Origin of the sequence: Papillibacter cinnamivorans DSM 12816, assembly GCF_900176335.1 — a bacterium.
In the GTDB taxonomy this organism is placed as follows: Bacteria; Bacillota; Clostridia; order Oscillospirales; family Oscillospiraceae; genus Papillibacter; species Papillibacter cinnamivorans.
On sequence record NZ_FWXW01000001.1, the window covers coordinates 69,633 to 88,771 of the forward strand.

The 19,139-nt window shown below is 55.1% G+C and carries 20 protein-coding genes and 1 riboswitch; of the genes, 19 read left to right on the forward strand and 1 reads right to left on the reverse strand.

Features of this window, described 5'->3' with window-relative positions; translation table 11 throughout:
* Positions 1-42: 42 nt before the first annotated feature.
* The 11 genes from B9A13_RS00335 to B9A13_RS00385 all read left to right on the forward strand — a co-directional run bounded on the left by B9A13_RS00335 (position 43) and on the right by B9A13_RS00385 (position 8,238).
* Positions 43-360: a hypothetical protein gene (locus tag B9A13_RS00335; RefSeq protein ID WP_084233054.1), complete on the forward strand. Its 318-nt coding sequence runs from the start codon at positions 43-45 to the stop codon at positions 358-360.
* A gap of 101 nt (positions 361-461) precedes the next feature.
* Positions 462-1,220, forward strand: a complete 759-nt coding sequence (flgF, locus tag B9A13_RS00340; protein WP_159447971.1) for a flagellar basal-body rod protein FlgF — start codon at positions 462-464, stop codon at positions 1,218-1,220.
* Between the two features lie 4 nt (positions 1,221-1,224).
* Complete coding sequence (locus B9A13_RS00345; protein WP_084233056.1) at positions 1,225-1,983, forward strand: flagellar hook-basal body protein; 759 nt, start codon at positions 1,225-1,227, stop codon at positions 1,981-1,983.
* 40 nt (positions 1,984-2,023) lie between these two features.
* Positions 2,024-2,452 (forward strand): hypothetical protein, encoded by a 429-nt coding sequence (locus B9A13_RS00350; protein WP_084233057.1) that lies wholly within the window; start codon positions 2,024-2,026, stop codon positions 2,450-2,452.
* Between the two features lie 40 nt (positions 2,453-2,492).
* Positions 2,493-2,789, forward strand: a complete 297-nt coding sequence (gene flgM, locus B9A13_RS00355) for a flagellar biosynthesis anti-sigma factor FlgM (protein WP_084233058.1) — start codon at positions 2,493-2,495, stop codon at positions 2,787-2,789.
* A gap of 29 nt (positions 2,790-2,818) precedes the next feature.
* Entirely contained in the window at positions 2,819-3,325 is a 507-nt protein-coding gene (locus tag B9A13_RS00360) for a flagellar protein FlgN (protein ID WP_084233059.1), read from the forward strand.
* A 54-nt stretch (positions 3,326-3,379) separates the two neighbouring features.
* On the forward strand, positions 3,380-5,137 hold the full coding sequence (gene flgK / locus B9A13_RS00365; protein WP_084233060.1) for a flagellar hook-associated protein FlgK: 1,758 nt from the start codon (positions 3,380-3,382) through the stop codon (positions 5,135-5,137).
* Between the two features lie 47 nt (positions 5,138-5,184).
* Entirely contained in the window at positions 5,185-6,693 is a 1,509-nt protein-coding gene (gene flgL / locus B9A13_RS00370; protein ID WP_143806820.1) for a flagellar hook-associated protein FlgL, read from the forward strand.
* 82 nt (positions 6,694-6,775) lie between these two features.
* A complete protein-coding gene (locus tag B9A13_RS00375; RefSeq protein ID WP_084233062.1) occupies positions 6,776-7,381 on the forward strand; it encodes a DUF6470 family protein in 606 nt (201 codons plus the stop codon).
* Between the two features lie 175 nt (positions 7,382-7,556).
* The gene (gene fliW / locus B9A13_RS00380; RefSeq protein ID WP_159447972.1) at positions 7,557-8,042 is read left to right on the forward strand and encodes a flagellar assembly protein FliW; all 486 of its coding nucleotides are present in this window, start codon (positions 7,557-7,559) and stop codon (positions 8,040-8,042) included.
* A complete protein-coding gene (locus B9A13_RS00385; RefSeq protein ID WP_084233064.1) occupies positions 8,014-8,238 on the forward strand; it encodes a carbon storage regulator in 225 nt (74 codons plus the stop codon). Before fliW ends, B9A13_RS00385 begins: the two co-directional genes overlap by 29 nt.
* A gap of 277 nt (positions 8,239-8,515) precedes the next feature.
* On the opposite strand, the gene B9A13_RS14515 is transcribed toward B9A13_RS00385, so the two are convergent.
* The gene (locus B9A13_RS14515; RefSeq protein ID WP_084233065.1) at positions 8,516-10,426 is read right to left on the reverse strand and encodes a flagellin N-terminal helical domain-containing protein; all 1,911 of its coding nucleotides are present in this window, start codon (positions 10,424-10,426) and stop codon (positions 8,516-8,518) included.
* A gap of 506 nt (positions 10,427-10,932) precedes the next feature.
* Positions 10,933-11,019, forward strand: a riboswitch (cyclic di-GMP riboswitch).
* 246 nt (positions 11,020-11,265) lie between these two features.
* Between B9A13_RS14515 and fliF the strand changes: the two genes are divergently transcribed.
* Genes fliF through B9A13_RS00430 form a run of 8 tightly spaced genes read left to right on the forward strand, consistent with a single transcriptional unit; the run spans position 11,266 to position 19,123 of the window.
* A complete protein-coding gene (gene fliF / locus B9A13_RS00395; protein ID WP_084233066.1) occupies positions 11,266-12,855 on the forward strand; it encodes a flagellar basal-body MS-ring/collar protein FliF in 1,590 nt (529 codons plus the stop codon).
* A gap of 5 nt (positions 12,856-12,860) precedes the next feature.
* A complete protein-coding gene (gene fliG, locus B9A13_RS00400; protein ID WP_084233067.1) occupies positions 12,861-13,865 on the forward strand; it encodes a flagellar motor switch protein FliG in 1,005 nt (334 codons plus the stop codon).
* Positions 13,858-14,634: a FliH/SctL family protein gene (locus B9A13_RS00405; protein ID WP_143806821.1), complete on the forward strand. Its 777-nt coding sequence runs from the start codon at positions 13,858-13,860 to the stop codon at positions 14,632-14,634. Before fliG ends, B9A13_RS00405 begins: the two co-directional genes overlap by 8 nt.
* Complete coding sequence (fliI, locus tag B9A13_RS00410) at positions 14,631-15,944, forward strand: flagellar protein export ATPase FliI (RefSeq protein WP_084233068.1); 1,314 nt, start codon at positions 14,631-14,633, stop codon at positions 15,942-15,944. The genes B9A13_RS00405 and fliI overlap by 4 nt, the downstream gene beginning before the upstream one ends.
* Before the next feature lie 6 nt (positions 15,945-15,950).
* On the forward strand, positions 15,951-16,418 hold the full coding sequence (gene fliJ / locus B9A13_RS00415; protein ID WP_084233069.1) for a flagellar export protein FliJ: 468 nt from the start codon (positions 15,951-15,953) through the stop codon (positions 16,416-16,418).
* A 19-nt stretch (positions 16,419-16,437) separates the two neighbouring features.
* The gene (locus B9A13_RS00420; protein WP_084233070.1) at positions 16,438-17,079 is read left to right on the forward strand and encodes a MotE family protein; all 642 of its coding nucleotides are present in this window, start codon (positions 16,438-16,440) and stop codon (positions 17,077-17,079) included.
* A gap of 34 nt (positions 17,080-17,113) precedes the next feature.
* Positions 17,114-18,469 (forward strand): flagellar hook-length control protein FliK, encoded by a 1,356-nt coding sequence (locus B9A13_RS00425; protein ID WP_084233071.1) that lies wholly within the window; start codon positions 17,114-17,116, stop codon positions 18,467-18,469.
* 36 nt (positions 18,470-18,505) lie between these two features.
* On the forward strand, positions 18,506-19,123 hold the full coding sequence (locus B9A13_RS00430; protein WP_159447973.1) for a flagellar hook assembly protein FlgD: 618 nt from the start codon (positions 18,506-18,508) through the stop codon (positions 19,121-19,123).
* Positions 19,124-19,139: the final 16 nt, after the last annotated feature.

Here is a 19,139-nt window from a genome sequence, read left to right on the forward strand (position 1 = left end):
GCGTCCGTCCGCATCGCACCATTCGGAAAGGAGGAGACGGAAATGTCCGTCAGAGGAATCGATATGCAGATTGCCGCCCAGCGGACCTCAGACGTGGCAAAGGTCGCGGCCAACCAGAAGAGCGGCGAGCGAATGCAGGACTATCTGACTCTCCAGCGAAACGAGGAGGAGCGGCTCCGGGAAACCTCCGTCACCCAGACGGAGGGCGCGGAAAAAGCCGTTATTTCCCGGGATGGCGGGGGATCTGAACGGCAGCAGTCTGAGGAAAATAAGCGGGAGGCCGAAAGCGGGCCGGACGAAGGCGATGAGGAGCAGCTGTTGGATATTCCGCCTTCTTCCAGAATAGATATCCGGATCTGAGTATTTTCTCCCGCTGAAAATTTTATTTAAGTTCCGCTTCGGAAAGTGCGATAGTATTGACAGGAGTCATGGTATGCACTTTGGGATTCGGAGATGAGACTATGCTGAGAGGTCTTTATACGGCGGCCACGGGGATGACGGTCCAGCGTCTGAAAATGGACGTGCTCACCAACAATATCGTGAACGCCGACACCACCGGCTTCAAGCGGGATTCCCTGATATCCTCCTCCTTTGAAACCGTTCTCCTGGAACGGCTGAACGACCCCGGTACGGTGAACGCCGTCAGCGAAGTCGGGCCTTACAGCTTCGGCACCCACGTCGACCAGGTGGTGACGGATCTTTCCCAGGGAAGTCTGGAGTCCACCGGCAAGTCCACCGATTTGGCCGTCAGCGGAGACGGGTATTTCGCCGTGGAGACAGCCTCCGGCGAGCGCTATACCCGCTCCGGGAGCTTTACCGTTAACGCCGAAGGATATCTCGTCACGGCAGACGGCGATTACGTCCTGGGAAATAACGGCGCTATCCCGGTCGGATCCTCCGATTTCTCGGTGGATGCCGCGGGGACCGTAACGTCGGGCGGCAAGACGATCGACACCCTGCGCGTGGTTTCCTTTCAGCGCACGGAGGACCTGCGAAAACAGGGGGACAGCCTTTATTACTCCGTCAGCGGAGAGACGCCTTCAAATTCGCAGGACTGCACCGTGATGCAGGGATTCCGGGAGAGCTCCAACGTGGACATCGCCGACGAAATGGTGAATATGATGTCCGTTTACCGGGCCTACGAGGCCAGCGCAAAGATACTCACCATGACGGATGAGACCCTGGGCCTCGCCGTCAACGATTTGGGAAGTCTGAGGTAGTTGTATGATGCAGTCTCTTTACACCGCTTCCACGGGCCTTTCCGGCCAGCAGAAACGGATCGATACGATAGCCAACAATATCTCCAACGTCAATACCGTCGCCTTTAAAACCACCTCGGTGAGCTTTGAGGATACCCTGTATACCGCCATGAAAAACCCGGGGGATCCTCAGTCGTCGTCAAACCTTCAGAAGGGGACGGGTGTGAGGCTCTCCGCCACGAATATTGACTTCGGTCAGGGCGCCACCCGCACCACAGGCAATCCTCTGGATCTCGCCCTGGAAGGGGACGGATTTTTTCAGCTGATGGATTCCTCGGGAGAAAAGCTGTATACTAGAAACGGCTCTTTTTCCGTGTCTTCGGAACAGGACGGCTCCTATCTGGTGAGCGACGAGGGCTATTATGTTCTGGACGAGAAGGGGGAAAAGATAAAGCTCTCGGGAGAGACTTCTCAGATAACGGTTTCTTCCGACGGGACGATTTCCACAGGTGACACCTCAGTGAAGCTGGGCCTGTACCGCTTTGAAAACAGCGCTGGCCTTTCTCCCCGGGGTTCCGGTCTCTTCGCCGTCTCCGCCGCCTCCGGAAATTCTTCCGCTCCTGACGGCTGCACGGTGATTCAGGGTGCCCTGGAGGGCTCCAATGTGGACCTTGGAACCGAGCTGACGCAGCTGATGCGCGCCCAGCGGCTGTTTTCCCTCTCCAGTTCGGCGCTTCAGACGGCGGACGAAATGACGGGAGTGGCCTGTAACCTGCGCCGCTGAGTCGGCGCCCTCGTATCCATGTACAAGAAAGGGCGGTAAAATGAGCGGGTATACGGTAAAAACATGCGAATACTGCGGCCGGCTCTTTCAGAGTATCGGGACCGATATCTGTTCAGCCTGCAGCGAGAAGCTGGACCGCGATTTTGTAAAGGTCCGGGAATATATTTATGAGAACCCCGAGAATGTCAGCATTGCTGATATCCTGGAAAACACCGAAGTTCCGGAAAAAGTGATCCGCCTCTTTCTGAAAGAGGGGCGCATTTCCTCAAGAACCGTCTCTTTGGGAGACTATGTCAAGTGCGAGGCCTGCGGCGCCCCCACCGACGGAGGCCGCCTCTGCCGGAAATGCGCCGCCGCCTTTTCCGCCGAGGCCGCGAAGCTCTCCTCCCAGGTAAAAGAGAACCCGAAGGAGGACCCGGCGCGCAGGGCCTGGAACAGCCGGAGCATGCATACGTATCAAAAGGATTAATCTTAAATCTCACAGGAGAATTCAAAGGAAGGGATCGAAGATGAAAATCAATTCCATAACGCCCGGAAACATGTTGGAAAGCTACAAGGGCAATCAGATCAATCGCACGCAGTCTTCTCAGCAGACCGGCACGGTGGACAGGGTGGAGCTTTCCGAAGGCGCGCAGAATTTTGCCTCCGTCATCGCCGACGTGAAGGACAGCCTTGAGACCAGAAGCCCCGAAGAAAAAAAGCATATCGATCAGGTTGCCAGTCAGATCCGAAACGGCACCTACAAAGTCGACAGCTCCAAGATTGCCGAAAAAATGCTGGGACACATTTTTGACGAAACCGTTTGACGGATCAGCGGACAGACGAAGGAGCGCATATGGATAAAACCTGTTTTGGCGAGCTCTTTGGCCTTCTTTCTCTGGAGAAAGACGTTCTTTTAAAGCTGCTGTCCGCCTCATCGCGGAAGAAGGCAGCCGTCATTTCAGGGGACCTGGAGCTGCTGAAAGTCTCCCTTCGGGAGGAAGAAACCCTTACGGAGGAGCTCGCCGGTCTGGAAAACGACCGCGCCGCTCTTTCTGAAAAGCTCTCCCTTTCTTTTGGAGCAGGCGGGCGGAAGCTCAGTCTGAAGGATCTTGCCGACCTTACGGAAGATCCGGAATTAAAAAAGAAAATGCTGTCCGTCCGGGACGAACTCGGCGGGCTTGTTGGAATACAGAAGAAAAACAACCGTGTAAACCGGGAGCTCATCCTCCGAAAGCAGAAATATACCTCCGAAATGCTCCGCGCGATGCTTCGCCCGGAAGGGACCGGAGCCGTATACAACTGCAGCGGGAAAATCGGCGATGGCCCTGGGGACGCGGGGATCTTCGACAGGTGTGTGTAACGCGCATCTGTCGCCGACGGGGAAATAAGCCGGCCTCGGCTTTGAGGAGAGAGTATGTCGTCAACGTTTTTGGGAATTCAGATCGGGAAATCCGGACTGAACGCCGCCCAGATCAATCTGAATATCACGGGGCAGAATATTTCCAACGCCGACACCCAGGGGTATACCCGTCAGTCGGTGATCACCTCCTCCGCGCCCCCTTCCGGCGCTGGCTACGTGATACGCCAGGTGACGCAGAGCAGCAACGTCGGCCAGGGTGTCAGAGTGCTGTCCGTGGACCAGCTCCGCAGTGCCTACCTGGACGAACAGTACCGCAGTCAGTATTCGGATTTCTGTTCCAGCGAATACCGCACCCAGGGATTGTCCTATTTGGAGGATCTCTTTGACGAGCTGGACGACAATACCAGCCTCACCGCCTCCATTTCCGATTTTTTCGACGCGCTGTCCGATTTCGCGGGCGATACCACCAGCGAGGCCGCCCGGACCACCGTACAGCAGACGGCCCGGTCCATGACGGACAACTTCAATATGATTTACGGCGAGATGGTGGACCTTTACAACGACCAGAATACCTCCGTGCGCACCGTTGCAGAGCAGATCAGCAGTCTTGCCTCCCAGATCGCCGACCTGAACGCCACCATCTGTGATTATGAACGCTCCGGAGTGACTGCCAACGATCTTCGGGATCAGCGGAACCTTCTTCTGGATAAGCTCTCCGGCTATTCGGACTTCACCTGCTCCGAGGATGCAAAGGGAATGGTGAACGTATGGATCGCCGGCGAGGCCCTGGTGGACGGAAAGACGGCGGGCAGCATATCCATAACCTCCGCCGCGGACGAGATTGATACTCTCTGCCAGCAGCTTTCCATCCTCAACGGCGGCGTACTCTCCGCCGGCATCATTACGCCCGACCAGGAAACCCAAAGAGATGGAATTTGCTCGGCTCTGCAGCAGATTTCCGGTAAAATAAGCTGCAATGTGAACGCAGACGGAACCGCCTCCGTCTCCATCGATTATGTAAGCGCCTCCATGACTCAGGTCACCGATAGCCTGGTGGACGGCAGCACCTGCGGCTCTGTCTCGGAAGAAGCGGTAAAGGCGTTTGACGGAGCGGACATGGAATCTGTCCTGAAGCTGGGCGAAACCTACCTCAATACTGATACGGTTTCAGGCGGAGAACTCTTTGCCCACCTGAGCCTCCGCGGCGGAGACACCTCCGGCGACGCCGGCGTCCCGTATTACATCGGTCGTCTGGACGATTTGGCCCGTACCGTTGCGGAAACCGTCAACGAATGCATGAACAAGGGATACACCTATCCGGACGAGGAAAACGGCTTTTCCTCCGTCACCGGTACGGACGTGGATCTGTTTGCTGATTTCGGAAATCAGTACGCGCTTGTGACCGCCGGGAACTTCAGCGTTTCGGACTCCGTTCTGTCAAGTGTCTGGAACATCGCCGGCTCGGACAGCGAAATAGACCTTTCCACGGACAGCACTCAGACTTCCAACAACAAAGTCGCGCTGCTCCTTGCCGACCTGATAAACAATACCGACTACGGCGATATGCTCGATGGGTTGATTTCCCACCTGGGGCAGACGGTCAGCGGCAGCCAGAGCCTTCTGGATACCCGGGAATCTCTGGTGGAGAGTACGGAGAATCAGCGCCAGTCCATATCGGGCGTCTCCGTGGACGAAGAAGCGGTCAACCTGATTATGTACCAGCAGACCTATAACGCCTGCTCCCGCGTGATAACGACCATGGATCAGATGCTGGACAAGCTGATTAACGGGACCGGCACGGTCGGTCTGTAATATTCGCCTTTCTAAAAATCTTTTGAGGAAGAGGGGAGGGAAAGCTCTTGCGTATCACAAGATCGATGATGACCAACACCTATTTGTGCAACCTCAACGGGAATATGAACCGTCTTTCCAAATATCTGGAGCAGGAGTCCACCGGCCGGGCCATCAACCGCATATCGGACGATCCCGTCCGCACGACCCAGAGCCTCTCCGCTCGTAATAAACTCAGTGGAATCGAACGGTATCAGCGGAACGTGAGCACCGCCCGAAACCTTCTCACAGATACGGAGGAATCCGTAAGCGAGCTCAACGGAATCCTTCAGGATGCCTACGAAAAGGCGGTTTCCGCCAATTCCGGCACTTTGAACGACGACGATTTGTCCAGTATATCCGAGGAAATCAAGGCTCTGCGCAACGAAGTGCTTTCCGTTGCAAACGCGTCCTACGGAGACAGCTATCTCTTCGCGGGATACAACGCTGCCGGTTCCTCCGGGGGCGAGCTGCCCTTTGCGGTGGACGCTGCGGGAGATTTGTACTACAACGGCATCAACATGAGTAACGAAGCTTCCGCCGACGACATTTCCTCCGCTGCAAAGAATGCCTCCGATGCCATGAGCGGCGCATCGGATCTCAACACATCCGTTCAGGCGTCGGATGTCTCGGAGTATAACTCGATTTTACGGGACGCGGCGGCTCTCGCCGAATCCCTTTCGACCGTCGCTTCCGCCGCCGGGGTCGCGTCGGCCGGAGGGCTGGATATCGCCGGCAGCGCGGACGTCGATGCATCGGACGCATCCGTTCTCACCGGCCTCTCCGGCACCGTTTCCTCCACCCGAGACGACCTGTCGGACGCGGTCTCCGCCCTTCAAAATGCCATATCGGTCGGCCAGGCTGCCGCCGACGCGGCAAAGGACGCTCATGACGCCCTGGAACAGGCGCAGCTATCAGGAGACAGCGGCGCAGTTACACTGGCGCAGTCGGCCTATGACGATTCCGTCTCCGCCGCCAAGGCCGCTGCTCAGGACGTGAAGGATCTCTCCGACAGCGCTTACTCTGCGGCTTCAGCCGCCCAAACCTCCGTAAACGACATGAAAGCAGCCGCGGATTCCGCCGTGTCTGTTTCCACAGCCTCGCTGGATCTGGAGGCGGCGGACGTGCTTTCCCTTCCCGTGGGTTCCGGCCAGACGATGCAGGTAAGCATTTCCGGCGCCGAGCTTCTCGGCAGGGGAAGCGACAACGTTTACGGTATCCTGGACGGCTTCTATCAGGCGCTGGAGAGCGGCGCCGGTTCCGACGAGCTATCCGGCTATATTACAAATCTGCAGGATGCCCAGAGCCGTGTCCTGTCACTGGAGGCGGAAGTGGGCGCCAAGGAAAACAGGCTGAAAACGCTTTCCGCCCGTTACGATGCGAACGTGACAAACTATACCCAGATGCGCTCCGATGCGGAGGACGCGGATCTTGCCGAGGTGATTACAAATTACACTACCGCCGAAACGGTATACAACGCGGCACTTTCCGCCGGCTCGGAAATCATCCAGACCTCACTGCTGGATTTTCTGAATTAGCGGATTCCCGGTTTTCAGATCTCCCGTGTCAGGATTCCGCCGTATCCGGCTTTTGCGCAGACGCTTGCGGAGGGGATGCAGAATGAAGATCACAAAACTGGAGATTGAACAGCAGAGCGCCTTGATCTCCGTCGATGTTCAAAATGCGCGTCTTCATGTGGAGTCTCCGCAGCGTCGCATGAAGATAGAAAACAATCCTCCGGAGATGTCCGTAACGCGGCAGGATCCCGAGGTGCTTCTGGATTTAAGCTCCCTGAAGGAAAACACCGGTCTTAAGACTTACGATCAGCTTATTTCCGACGCGGCCGCAAAGGCAAAAACGGAAGCCCTGGTAGCCGTCAGGGACACGGTGAACGAATCCAGATTCATAGCGGATACCGCCGCCGGCGGAAACCGGATCGGCCGAACGGCAAAAGATGAAATGCTCTCGCCGTCGGACCCGGACATGGGGCACAGTCCCGTTCCGCCGGGTGCTGTAGAAATGGATGGGGATCCCGGAACGCTTGACATCCAGTGGTCCGGATATGATTTTTCCATCGATTGGGAAGGGGAGTTGAGCCCGGAGATTTATGTGGAACCTCCGTACTCGGTTGAGGTTGAGATTGCAAGAGAACCGTCTATACGCATTTCTGTTTCGGAATTAGATATACCGAATCCTGCAGGCAGAAAGATAGATGCAGAGGTATGATATGTTTAAAGTGAAGATGCTGATGATCCACATATTCCACGTGTTTGCGTTCAAATGTCGGATGCTGCTTCAGTGATGTCCCGCTTTTTCCGGACTTCACGCATTGCGCGGCTTTCAGCGGAATGTCGTTTTATACGGCACTCCCGGTTTTCCTTTTGAAAAAATGAAGGTGATTATGATGATAATAAAAAGTATGCGGTTTGGTGATATAGAGATCGACGAAGCAAAAGTGATCTCCTTTCCCCAGGGGATTCCCGGGCTGGAGTATATCAAGCGCTTCGCTCTCATTCATCATGACAGGACCTATCCCATCAACTGGCTTCAGGCGGTTGACGATCCCATGATTTCTCTTCCGGTGATTGAGCCGTTCCAGATCCTTCGGGATTATGTGTTCGATATCAGCGACAACGACGTAATGGAGCTTTCCCTCAAGGCGAGGGAGGATCTCCATGTGATCAATGTGCTGGTGATCCCCGAGGAGATCGAAAATATGACCGTCAATCTTGCGGCGCCCATTTTGATCAACACCAGGATGAACCTTGGCAAGCAGATCATCATCGACAGGAAAAACTACTCGGTCCGCAGCCCTGCGTTCCATTCCATCTGCAAAATATTCAAGGAGGTGCAGGCGCATGCTGGTCTTGTCCAGGAAAGAAAATGAAGGCATTATCGTCGGAGACACGATAAAGATCACCATTTTGGGGATCGACGGCGATAAGGTCAAGGTGGGGGTGGAAGCGCCCATCAGCATGCGCATTTTCCGGGAAGAGCTGATCCGTGAGACAGGGGACGAGAACAGGATCGCCGTCAAATCCCCCCTTGTCACGTTCGATCTGAAATCCGCGCTGCAGAAATAAAACTCTATTTCCGTATCTGGCCGCCGCAATTTAAGGATTGCGGCGGCTTTTCCGTTTGAAAATAAGTTAACATAATACTTGACAAACGGCATAGTCCTTTCCGGCGCCTGACCTTGTAAAGTCCAGAAGCTTCCGCTCTTGCAAAAGGGATCTTCCTGCCATCCGCCAAATCACGGGCAAACCGTTGCGCTTATGTTCTGCCGCCTGCTCTGCCGAGCGCAAAAAGAGACCGGGCCAAAAGGCCCGGTCTCTTTTTGTATGTTTCTGTTTTTGCTTTTTAGCCCAGCAGAGAGAGCACGTTCTGCGGAAGGGCGTTCGCCTGGGCCAGCATGGCGGTTGCCGCCTGGGACAGGATGTTGGCGTTGGTGAAACTGGTCATTTCCTTGGCCATATCCACGTCGCGGATGGAGCTTTCGGCGCTGGTCAGGTTCTGGGAAGAGGTCTGGAGGTTGTCGATCTTGTAGTCCAGCCGGTTCTCAATGGCGCCGAGATAGGCCCGCTGGGAGGAAACCTGGTTGATGGCGTCGTTCACGGCGTCGATTGCTTTGGAGGCCGATTCCCGAGTCGATACGTCAAGACCCTTCACGCCGAGATATTCGGCGTCTGCGCGGTCGATGTTGATTTCCAGCTCGTCGCCGGAATTCGCTCCCACCTGAATGGTCAGGCCGTTGTTCGAGGCGGATTTGACCTCAATGCTGGAGGTGGACACGTTGGAGGTGGCGGTTCCGAATACGTCTTCAAAGCTGTAGGTTCCGCCGGTAGTGGTCCCGGAGCTGGATACCGATACTCCCGCGGATACGAGGTTGGCCCCGATGGTGTCCGCCGCCTGCGCTCCGCTGGCGGTGGTAAGGGTGATCGTGAAGCTGTTTGTGCCGTCGCTCATTGTGATGGTTCCGTTTGCGGTGTCCGCCACATTGGAAACCGTGCCGGAAAAAGCGCCGAGGGTAAGCGTATCAGTGCCGCTGTCATAGGTCGCGGAACCGCTTAAGTTGACCGTGTTGGGAAGGGAGGCTACGTTGATTGCTGCGCTGGCGAAGCCGGTTACCGATCCGATGGTGCCGGTATGAGTATAGGTGGTGGTTCCGCCCGTTACGGTTGTATCCAGGTCGGCGGCGGTCAGTTCCTGGAAGCTGACGGTGACGCCGTTGTCGAAGGTGACGCTGGACATACCTGCGGTAAGTTCCACGCTGCCGGCGCCTGTCAGGCTCGCCATAACTGCTTTTTGTTCCTCCGCGCCGTCGGAGCCTCCGCCAATGGTGAACGTGCCGCCGATGGCGTCGGCCAGAGCGGACATTTCACTGGTGCTGGCGTCCGCTCCTGCGACCAGTGTGTCGGCTGCAGTGAGGGATACCGTAAAGGAATCGCTGCCGAAATTAATGCTCAGCGCGCTGCCGGTCGTAAGTGCCGGGATATCGTCATCCGTCAGTTCCTTAGTGAAGGTCTGGCCGTTATCGCCGGTCGCGGTTACAGTGATCTTGTCGGAAGAGCTGTCATAGGAAGCCGAAAGACTGTAGTTGCCGTTTAAAAGCGAGGATTCACCCGCCGCGGTTCCAATGGTTACGGTTGCGTCGGAGAAGTTGCTGCTCAGTGTCGATGTGGCAAAGCTGGAGTGGGCCGCGTCGGGAGCGGAAGCAGTCTGCGCTTCCTGAGTCGTTACCACCTGCACGCCGAAGGTGTATTTGCCCGCGCTCGCGTTTCCGAAGCTTACGTTCATGCCGGAGCCGGAAAGGCTCGTGCTGCTGCCGGAAGACAGTTTCTTTGTGGACAGGGAGCCGTCCAGCAGATTCTGGTTGTTGAAGGTGCTGTCCTGGGCGATCTCGTCCAGTTCGGACTGCAGCTGGGAAAACTCTGCCTGCAGTGCGTCGCGGTCGATATCGTCCTCGTTTGTGTCCGAGGAGGATTGGACGGAGATCTCACGCATCCTCTGGAGAATTTCGCCCGCGGATTCAAGAGAACCCTCAGCCGTCTGTACGAGGGAAATGGCGTCCTGGCTGTTGGAAGAGGCTTTGTCGAGCCCGCGGATCTGCGCTCTCATTTTTTCTGAGATGGCAAGCCCGGCCGCGTTGTCTGCCGCGCTGTTGATGGCGTATCCGGAAGAAAGTTTTGCCACCGAGTCTGCGATTTTGTTGTTTGCCGCGGTATAGGAGTTGAAGGTGTTCAGTGCCGTAAGGTTGGTGTTGATACGCATGATTTTTTCCTCCTTGAAGCGTCTTTTATCCCGGTATCCTTACCTGGGACGCTGTTTTGCGAAAGGAGCGGTTCGACTGGCGCCTTCTCGAATCCACTCGTTTCACTTCAACTGTCCTATCGTGCTTTTTCCCTTCGACTTTAGACAAATCTGCGCTTCCGGCAGAGCAATACTCGTATATTGTTTTTTAGCAATGAGAAAGAAACGGTGTGATAAAACAATTTAAAATAGTATTATCGTAAGTTTCTTTTGTTTGTTTAGTTTTTTTTCTGTAATTTCTGTAGAAAATATTTTAGTTGTTTTTAATAATAATCCATATAATTGCAATTTATTTCATTAATAGCGCATGTTTTTGCGGCGAATATTATTATAATTTGTTCATTTCTTCAAAAATACAGAATCGGTCGAAAACACTCGAATATCAGTTGACAGAAGGCTTTCGGCGGCTTATACTGATACTACTGATAAGAAATATCTGTAAAATGAATAGGGAATAAAACCAATCAAAACGATAATAGCAATTCTGCCGAAAGACAGAATACGCAAAGCCAAGGGTCTAAATCCATTTTTGGACATGACAGCCGGTTGCCGACTTTTGAAGTGCGGAGGAACATGATGCGGGAAACCGATCGTTCCTTTGTCATCGGTTGAATGTTCAGAAACCGGTCCATTTAGACATCTAAATGGGTCTTTTTTTTAACCCTTTTTACAGCTTTTCCTCCTTTGTTCAGGTAAAACCTCTTATTATTGCGCAATATTGAAATCATTTTCGCCCGTTTTTTGAATATGGACTTTAAATTTGTTTTTTTATTCTGTCTGTGGAATAAGGAGGAATTGGGATGAACCGTCTTTTGGAAACCGTCCGTCGGCAAATTTCGGATTTTCTTTCCAAAAAGGACAAAAAGCAAAAGTGGCTCCTTGGAATTCTGGCACTTGTCGTGCTGGGAGGCGTCGTCGTTGCTTTTGTCCTGCTCAATCGTGTTCAGTACGAGGTCCTTTACACCGGCCTGGAATCTGCCGAGGCCGGGAAGATCCTTTCTGTTTTATCGGAGAAGGGAGTAAAAGCGAAGGCTCAGGGCTCCGACACGATTCTCATAGCCAACTCTTCCGCGGATGAGGTCCGGATGGAGCTGGCTGCCGAAGGGTACCCGGAAAGCGGACTGAACTATGATCTTTTTTCCAACGCATCCTCCTTCGGCACCACGGACATGGAAAAGAAGACCTATCTTCAGTATCAGCTCCAGGAGAATCTTCGTTCCACCATTCTGAAGCTCAACGGCATCAAGGACTGCATCGTTATGATCAATATGCCGACGGATTCTCTGTACGTTCTGTCCTCCGACGAGCAGAAGGCGAGTGCTTCCGTCCTGCTGGAAGTGTCGGGCGGCCAGAGCTTGTCCAACAGCCAGGTCAAAGCGATCGCAAACCTTGTGCTCAAAAGCGTCCCCGGTCTTACCCTGGACAATATCAGCATCATCGACTCCGGCATGCATCAGTATGACGTCACCGGGGAGGACTCCGATACCGTCTATACGACTTCACAGTATGAGCTGACCCAGAAGGTGAAGGATACCCTTACCCAGCAGGTTATGTCCGTTCTGACGCCCGTCTTCGGCAAAGACAATGTCCTCGCCACTGTAAACGTGTCTTTGGATTTTGATAAACAGACGGTTTCCTCCGTGGAATTTGCGCCTCCCGTGGAAGGGGAGGACGGCGGTCTCGCCGTGAGCATGGAGGAACTGTATCAGAAGACCCAGGGAGACGGGACGGCCACGGGAACAGCCGGAACCGACAGCAACGGGGTCGGCGTTCCGGAATATATGTACGAGTCCGCGGATGCCGGCGATTTTTCCACCATCTCCAGAACGGTCAACTACGAGCTGAATCAAACCCAGACCGAGATTGAAAAACAGCAGGGGAAAATCGACAATCTTTCCGTGGCTGTGCTCATCAACAGCGGCGCTTATTCCGAGGATTATTCGGAAAACATCAGAAATCTTGTGGCCATGGCCATCGGCGTGGAAGACAAATTCATATCCGTGGAAACCCTGCCCTTCCAGATTTCCGACGATGACAGCAGCGTAACGGATCTCTTCGAAAACCAGTCCTCTCTGGCAAATATGCTGAAAAACAAGGATCTTCTGAAAACGGCCATCATTTCCGCCACCATCATCGCCCTGTTTTTCCTCGTCCTGCGTTTTGCCCGATCCGTGGTTTCCTACCGCGTGGAGAAACCCGTTGCGGTCACGTCCGGCGGCGGAACCTTGAACGTACTGCTGGAGGACGACACCGGGGAAATCAAATCCCTTGCCGATATCGAGTCGGTTGAAAAAACGCCCGGAGCGGAAAAGATCCGAAAATACATCGATAAAAATCCCGAGGCGGTGGCGCAGCTTCTTCGCAACTGGCTCACCGCCGAGGCAAGGTGACGGCTATGGACGGAAATTTGACTGCCAGGGAAAAAGCCGCGATCCTTCTCATCTGCCTGGGAGAGAATTATGCGGCTCAGGTCTACAAATTTTTGAGCGAAGACGAAATCGAACAGCTGACCCTCGCCCTTTCCGGCGTCCACCGCGTCACCTCCAAGCAGAAGGAGGTGGTCGTGCAGGAGTTTTATGAGATTTGTCTGGCTCAGGAGTTTATATCCGAGGGCGGGATCGGCTATGCCCGCAGTATCCTGGAAAAAGCCTACGGGTCCAACCGTGCGGAAGAACTCATCGGCCGTCTTTCCTCATCCTTGCAGGTTCGTCCCTTCGAGTTCATCCGGAAAGCCGACTCCATGCATATCCTGAATCTTGTTTATAATGAAAATCCCCAGATTATCGCTCTTCTGCTCTCCTACATAGAGCCGAAGCAGGCCTCCGAGGTTATCTCGAATCTTCCCCAGGACGTGCAGGTGGAAGTGATCTACCGGATCGCCAACATGGGAAGCGTCCAGCCCGAGTATATCCAGGAGGCGGAGCGGATTCTGGAACGGCGGCTTGCCTCTTTGGGAACCACGGATAAAACCGTCGCCGGCGGCATCAATTCCGTGGTACAGATTATCAATTCCATCGACCGGGGAACGGAAAAATTCATTATGGAAAGCCTGGATGCCCGGGACGGAGAGCTGGCCGAGGAAATCCGCAAATGCCTGTTCGTCTTCGAGGATATCGCCAAGCTTTCCAACCAGGCCATTCAGAGGGTACTGAAGGAGATCGAGAACTCCGACCTCACCGTCGCTCTGAAGGGAGCCACCGAGGAAGTCAAGAAGGCGATATTCTCCAACGTCAGCAAACGGCTGCAGGAAATGATTGCGGACGATCTGGAGGTGATGGGCCCCGTGAGGGTGCGGGACGTGGAAGCCGCCCAGCAGAAGATTGTAAATGTAATCCGGCAGCTTGAGGATTCGGGAGAGATTATCGTTTCCCGCGGCGAGGGGGATGACCTGATTGTTTAGGATCGACCGGAATATGGTCTATTTTGAGCGGAAAGAGTCCGTTTACACAAACCTCGTGCAGGCGCCCCGCCCGGAGCCTCAGGCAGGTGAAAAGCGGCAGGACGAGATTGCCCTCCAGAAGAGCAGGGAAGCCCTGAAAAAAGCGCAGACAGAGCTGCAGCAGATGGAATTCGAAGCCATGGAAAAGGCGTCCGGGATCGTCTCCCGCGCTGAGAAGCAGGCGGATGGTATTCTGGAAAAGGCCAGGGACGATGCCCGCGGGGTCCTGGATAACGCCAGGGAAACGGGGTACGCCGAGGGGCTTCGGAAGGCGGACGAAAAAATCGAGGTAAGCTGCCGAAAGAAAACGGACAGCCTTCAGTTCCTGATTACAAAGATAGAGCAGGCGCGCGCCTCCGAACTGGATGGGCTGGAAGGCGAAATCCTGTCTCTTGTGATGGAGACGGCAAAAAAAGTCATTAACATACAGCTGGAAAAAGACGATAAGTTGTTTGAGGGACTGATCAAAAATGCCCTGGCCCAGATGAAGCGGGAAGGGAAAATCGTTATCCGGGTAAGCCAGGAGGATTATAAGCGGTATTTTCCCGCGGGGAGCGCGGAATTTGCCGTTGGAAGCGATCGGATTGTGACCGCGGTGGCCGAAGAACCCCTCTTTCGTCCGGGCGACTGCGTAATCGAGTCCGAAGGGGGCTCGGTGGACGCCGGGATTTCCTCTCAGCTCAAGTACATCGAGCTTGCCTTCCGCAGCGAAAAAGGCGGTGAACGATGAGCGAGATATCTCTGGAAAAGTACCGGAACGTCCTTCGCAGCCTGGATCCCCTGGAATACGGCGGTAAAGTCGCCAAAATCGTTGGGCTCACCGTGGAATCCAACGGGCCCACGGTAAAAATCGGCGATATCTGCCGCGTATATTCCCACAGGGGCGACACATTTACCGACGCCGAAGTGGTTGGCTTCAAGGACAGGCGGGTTCTCCTCATGTCCTTCGGCAAGCTGGACGGCATAGGTCTGGGAAGCCGCGTGATCTCCACCAACCGGCCCTTCGAGGTCCCGGTGGGAGAGCAGTATATCGGCAGGGTACTGGACGCCCTGGGCCGTCCCATAGATGAGAAAGGCCCCGTGTGTCCCTCCCGGTATTATTCCGTGGAGCGTGAACCGCCGAAGCCCCTTTCCAGAAGCCGGATTCACGAGGTTCTTCCCCTTGGGGTCAAGGCAATCGACGGTCTGTTAACCGTCGGCAGGGGGCAGCGCCTGGGCATCTTCGCCGGAAGCGGCGTGGGAAAGAGCACCCTTCTGGGTATGATCGCCCGCAATACCGTGGCCGATATCAACGTGATCACGCTGGTGGGGGAGCGCGGCAGGGAAGTAAAGGATTTTATTGAGAAAGACTTGGGGGAAGCGGGCCTCAAACGGTCCATCCTGGTGGTGGCCACCTCCGATCAGCCTGCCATGCTGCGCCTCAAGTCCGCCATGGTGGGTACGGCCATCGCCGAATATTTCAGGGACTGCGGTTATAACGTTCTTTTGCTGATGGATTCCCTGACCCGTTTTGCCATGGCCCAGCGGGAAATCGGCATGGCGGTGGGCGAACCGCCTATCTCCAGGGGATTTCCCCCCTCCGTTTACTCCCTTCTCCCTAAACTTTTAGAGCGCAGCGGCACCTCCGACAAGGGGTCTATCACCGGGCTCTACACCGTCCTGGTGGAGGGCGACGACATGAACGAACCCATAGCGGACACCGTCCGCGGCATCCTGGACGGGCACATCGTTCTTTCCCGGTCCCTGGCCTCGGCAAACCATTATCCCGCCATCGACATTCTCTCCAGCGTCAGCCGCGTGATGCGGGACATCGTTTCCCCCGAGCACTATAAAAACGCAGGTTTTCTGAAAAATAACCTGGCGGTTTACAAAGACGCCAAAGATTTGATTCATATCGGAGCGTACAAAAAGGGCTCCGATCCCGAAATAGACAAAGCCGTCACCCTGAACGGACCCATCAACCGGTTTCTGCAGCAGTCGGTGGAGGAGGAGTGCACATTCGATGGCATTCTGGAAGGTTTGTCGGAGCTCGTGAGATAACGGGCGATGAAGAAATTTCGTTTTACGCTGCAGGCGGTGTATCAGTTCAAGAAGACCCAGGAAAAGCAGAAGAAGGCGGAGCTGTCCGGGCTTTCAGCGGAAATAAGCCGGCTTACCAAAGAGAAAACCGGCTTCGAGCGGAAATTGGAAGAGGACAGCGAAGAATACCGCCGGACCGTTTCCGCAGGGATGCCCGCCTCCCAGATGGCCTGGTACGGAAATTTCGCACAGTATATCCAGGACATGCTCCGCAAAGTAAATGCGGTTCTCGCCGAGGCACAACGGAAAAGGGAGCTTCTTCAGTCGGAGCTCGTCGCCGTATTGAAGGAGATGGAGACGCTGGAAAAGCTTCGGGAAGAGCAGTACCGCGCTTTTCTGGAGGAAGCCGCGAAGGAAGAGGAAAAGGAACTGGGAGATCTGATGTCCTACCGGAAAACGGCCGAAGCGGCCAACGCATCCGGGCAGGACGCTTAAGAGGATATGGAGAAAATTGATGACTGAAAAAAAAGAGGGCATCACCGCAAAACCGGCGGAGCCGGAAGATAAAAAAGCGGGAAAAAAGGCCCAGGCAAAACGGGAACCCAAGAAAAAGGGGCCCCCAAAGAAGGCAAATCCGAAAGCCGTCCTGACGGTTGTCGTCGTCCTTCTGGTCCTTGCCCTGGTGGCAGGCTCCGTTTTGATGTTGACAAAAAACCTGCTCGGCGGCAGGGACAAGCTTCTCTCTGCCCTCTCCTCCATGGATCCCGCCTATCAGTCCGCCGAAACTCTGCAGGAGGAGCTGGATCAGCGGGAGCAGGAACTTTCCGCGAAAGAGGAAAAGCTCGTCTCGAAAGAGGAATCTCTCGCTAAGCAGGAGCAGGAGCTCCAGGCTTCCCAGGAGGAAACAAGCCGGGACGGCTCCCTGGAGTCTTATCTTGCCGACCTGTCGGAAGAACAGATCACCCAGATCAAGCAGGTTGGCTCCATCTACTCCGGTATGGACGCCGCCCAGGCGGCCTCTGCTCTTTCGCAGCTGGGCTCCGTCCGGGACATGGCCTCTGTCCTGTATTACATGAAATCCGCGCAGGCCGCCGAGGTGCTAAACTGCCTGGACGCGCAGCTGGCAGCCCAGATTACCGAAAACATGCTCGGATGAGCTTGTTGATAAACAATGGAAAGGAGGTGATAGTATGACGTCAGCATCATCCATTCAGTCGGCCGTTGCAATCCTTCCCGAAGCTTCCCCGCAAAAATCCTCCGGCGCCAGTGATGACGACGGGTTTTCCCTGTTTTTATCCTCCGGCACGGATTCGGATACGAAAAGCGCCTCCGCCTCGGAAGCGGACGATGTCTCCCCGGATTCGGAAGAAAAAAAGCGCCTGGAGGAAAGTGTCTCCTTTTTTCTGGGCCTGGCCCCCTTCTGCATAAAAACTCCTCAGGGTTCTCCTGCCGTTTCCGGCGGGGAGACGGGCGAGACTTCGGAAGGGATTGCTGACATTCTCGAGGGAAACGATTTTTCATGCGATACGGATATCGCGTCTTTGGTGCCCGGAACCGTGATCCCGCCGCAGGCGGAGGGCAATGGAACCATGGAAACCGGTGTGGCACGGATGCCGCAAATGACGGAATGTTTGCAGAGTACAGACGAAACTGCGACAAATACGCAACTGCAAAGCAGCCTTTCGTGCCCCTTGGAGAATATCAGCAATACGGAATCCGCAGCGGAGACATCTGCGCGGCAGGCGGACGCGGTTTCAGCCGGCAGTGTGAATGCCGCGGCTGTCCGGAGTTCCGGATCCGAATCGGAACTTTCGGAAGGCTCGGAGCCCTTGTCTTCCGCTTCTCTGCAGACCGCAAAAAGCGAAGAAACCACCGGCCCGGCGGGCGGAGCCTCGGAGACAGTTTCCGAATCTGTATTGAAAAACTCCGCCGCTTCCGGGGAATCTTCCAATCTTTCTTCCGGGCACGGAGAAAAGGAAAGCGTTCAGGAAATAAAAAGGTCCGCCGTCAAAGAGCTTTCCGGGGAACCGTCTGCCGCAGGCAGTTCGTATACCGCGGCCCAGACTGTGCACTCGTCGGATTCTTCTGTCGGGGAGGCGGCCGTTTCCAATGCTCTGGAGCGTTTTTCAGATATGATCTCCTCCTTCGGGCAGCAGGCCGACGGCCGGTTTGAAATCCAGCTGGAACCGGAATACCTGGGCAAGCTCTCCATTTCTCTTACCTCGGAGCAAGACGGGATTCACGCGCAGATTCGAACCAAGGATTCCGCCGTTCAGAGTCTTTTGTCCAGCGAAGTGGCAAAACTGGTGAGCAAGCTGGACGACAGCGGGATACGCCTCAAGAGCGTGGACGTCGTCTGCTCGGACATGATAGGGCAGCAGCCGGACGGCGGGATGTCGGGCGGTTTTTCCGGCCGGGAGAGTACGGCCCAAAGCTATAAAGGCAGCGGAGGCATTTCCACCGCTTACGATTTTCCCGGCTTTGAAAGCCCGGAAGCCTGGGCGGAAACGGAAATAACAGGCTGCACGGTGATCTTCCACGCGTAGGTATGCGTGAGCATGCGATCAATAGGAGGCAATGAAATGGCAATATCCGCCGTATCCAACGGAATCGAACTGAATACCAAAGCGGCTTCTGGTTCGGATTCCTCCAATCTCGCGGTAGACAGCGAAACCTTTCTCACTCTTCTGGCGGCGCAGCTGCAGTACCAGGACCCTCTCAATCCCCAGACGGACACTGAGTTTGTCACCCAGCTGGCACAGATGTCCTCCCTGGAGCAGATGCAGTCTCTCAACTCGGGCGTATCCGCCATCAGCGCCTATGCCCTTGTGGGAAAATATGCCTGCGCCCAGGTCATCGATTCCGCAACGGGAGAAACCGGCTATTGCTGCGGCGCCGTAGACAGTGTCGTGAGCAGCGGCGGTTCTTATTACGCCGTGATAGGCGACACTACCGTCGGCGTGGACAGCATCCTGCAGGTTTTTGACACCGGCGCCGTGGAAACCGGTTCTTCTCTGGTAAACGCGGGCTTTCTGATCGGGAAGACCGTCACGGGCTCCGTTCAGGACGAAACCGGGACCGCACGGTCGGTGACGGGCACGGTCACGGGGGTTTCCATGAAAGACGGAGCCGTCTGTGTCGCGGTGGACGGCACTCAGATTTTACTCGATTCCATTACGGAGATTTCCGAATCTCTCTGAAATGATGAAATGGGAG

What these genes read in the sequence shown, in the direction of transcription:
- B9A13_RS00335 (WP_084233054.1), top strand. Translation starts at nt 43, where the DNA reads ATGTCCGTCAGAGGAATCGATATGCAGATTGCCGCCCAGCGGACCTCA.
- flgF (WP_159447971.1), top strand. Translation starts at nt 462, where the DNA reads ATGCTGAGAGGTCTTTATACGGCGGCCACGGGGATGACGGTCCAGCGT.
- B9A13_RS00345 (WP_084233056.1), top strand. Translation starts at nt 1,225, where the DNA reads ATGATGCAGTCTCTTTACACCGCTTCCACGGGCCTTTCCGGCCAGCAG.
- B9A13_RS00350 (WP_084233057.1), top strand. Translation starts at nt 2,024, where the DNA reads ATGAGCGGGTATACGGTAAAAACATGCGAATACTGCGGCCGGCTCTTT.
- flgM (WP_084233058.1), top strand. Translation starts at nt 2,493, where the DNA reads ATGAAAATCAATTCCATAACGCCCGGAAACATGTTGGAAAGCTACAAG.
- B9A13_RS00360 (WP_084233059.1), top strand. Translation starts at nt 2,819, where the DNA reads ATGGATAAAACCTGTTTTGGCGAGCTCTTTGGCCTTCTTTCTCTGGAG.
- flgK (WP_084233060.1), top strand. Translation starts at nt 3,380, where the DNA reads ATGTCGTCAACGTTTTTGGGAATTCAGATCGGGAAATCCGGACTGAAC.
- B9A13_RS00375 (WP_084233062.1), top strand. Translation starts at nt 6,776, where the DNA reads ATGAAGATCACAAAACTGGAGATTGAACAGCAGAGCGCCTTGATCTCC.
- fliW (WP_159447972.1), top strand. Translation starts at nt 7,557, where the DNA reads ATGATGATAATAAAAAGTATGCGGTTTGGTGATATAGAGATCGACGAA.
- B9A13_RS00385 (WP_084233064.1), top strand. Translation starts at nt 8,014, where the DNA reads ATGCTGGTCTTGTCCAGGAAAGAAAATGAAGGCATTATCGTCGGAGAC.
- B9A13_RS14515 (WP_084233065.1), bottom strand. Translation starts at nt 10,426, where the DNA reads ATGCGTATCAACACCAACCTTACGGCACTGAACACCTTCAACTCCTAT.
- fliF (WP_084233066.1), top strand. Translation starts at nt 11,266, where the DNA reads ATGAACCGTCTTTTGGAAACCGTCCGTCGGCAAATTTCGGATTTTCTT.
- fliG (WP_084233067.1), top strand. Translation starts at nt 12,861, where the DNA reads ATGGACGGAAATTTGACTGCCAGGGAAAAAGCCGCGATCCTTCTCATC.
- fliI (WP_084233068.1), top strand. Translation starts at nt 14,631, where the DNA reads ATGAGCGAGATATCTCTGGAAAAGTACCGGAACGTCCTTCGCAGCCTG.
- fliJ (WP_084233069.1), top strand. Translation starts at nt 15,951, where the DNA reads ATGAAGAAATTTCGTTTTACGCTGCAGGCGGTGTATCAGTTCAAGAAG.
- B9A13_RS00420 (WP_084233070.1), top strand. Translation starts at nt 16,438, where the DNA reads ATGACTGAAAAAAAAGAGGGCATCACCGCAAAACCGGCGGAGCCGGAA.
- B9A13_RS00425 (WP_084233071.1), top strand. Translation starts at nt 17,114, where the DNA reads ATGACGTCAGCATCATCCATTCAGTCGGCCGTTGCAATCCTTCCCGAA.
- B9A13_RS00430 (WP_159447973.1), top strand. Translation starts at nt 18,506, where the DNA reads ATGGCAATATCCGCCGTATCCAACGGAATCGAACTGAATACCAAAGCG.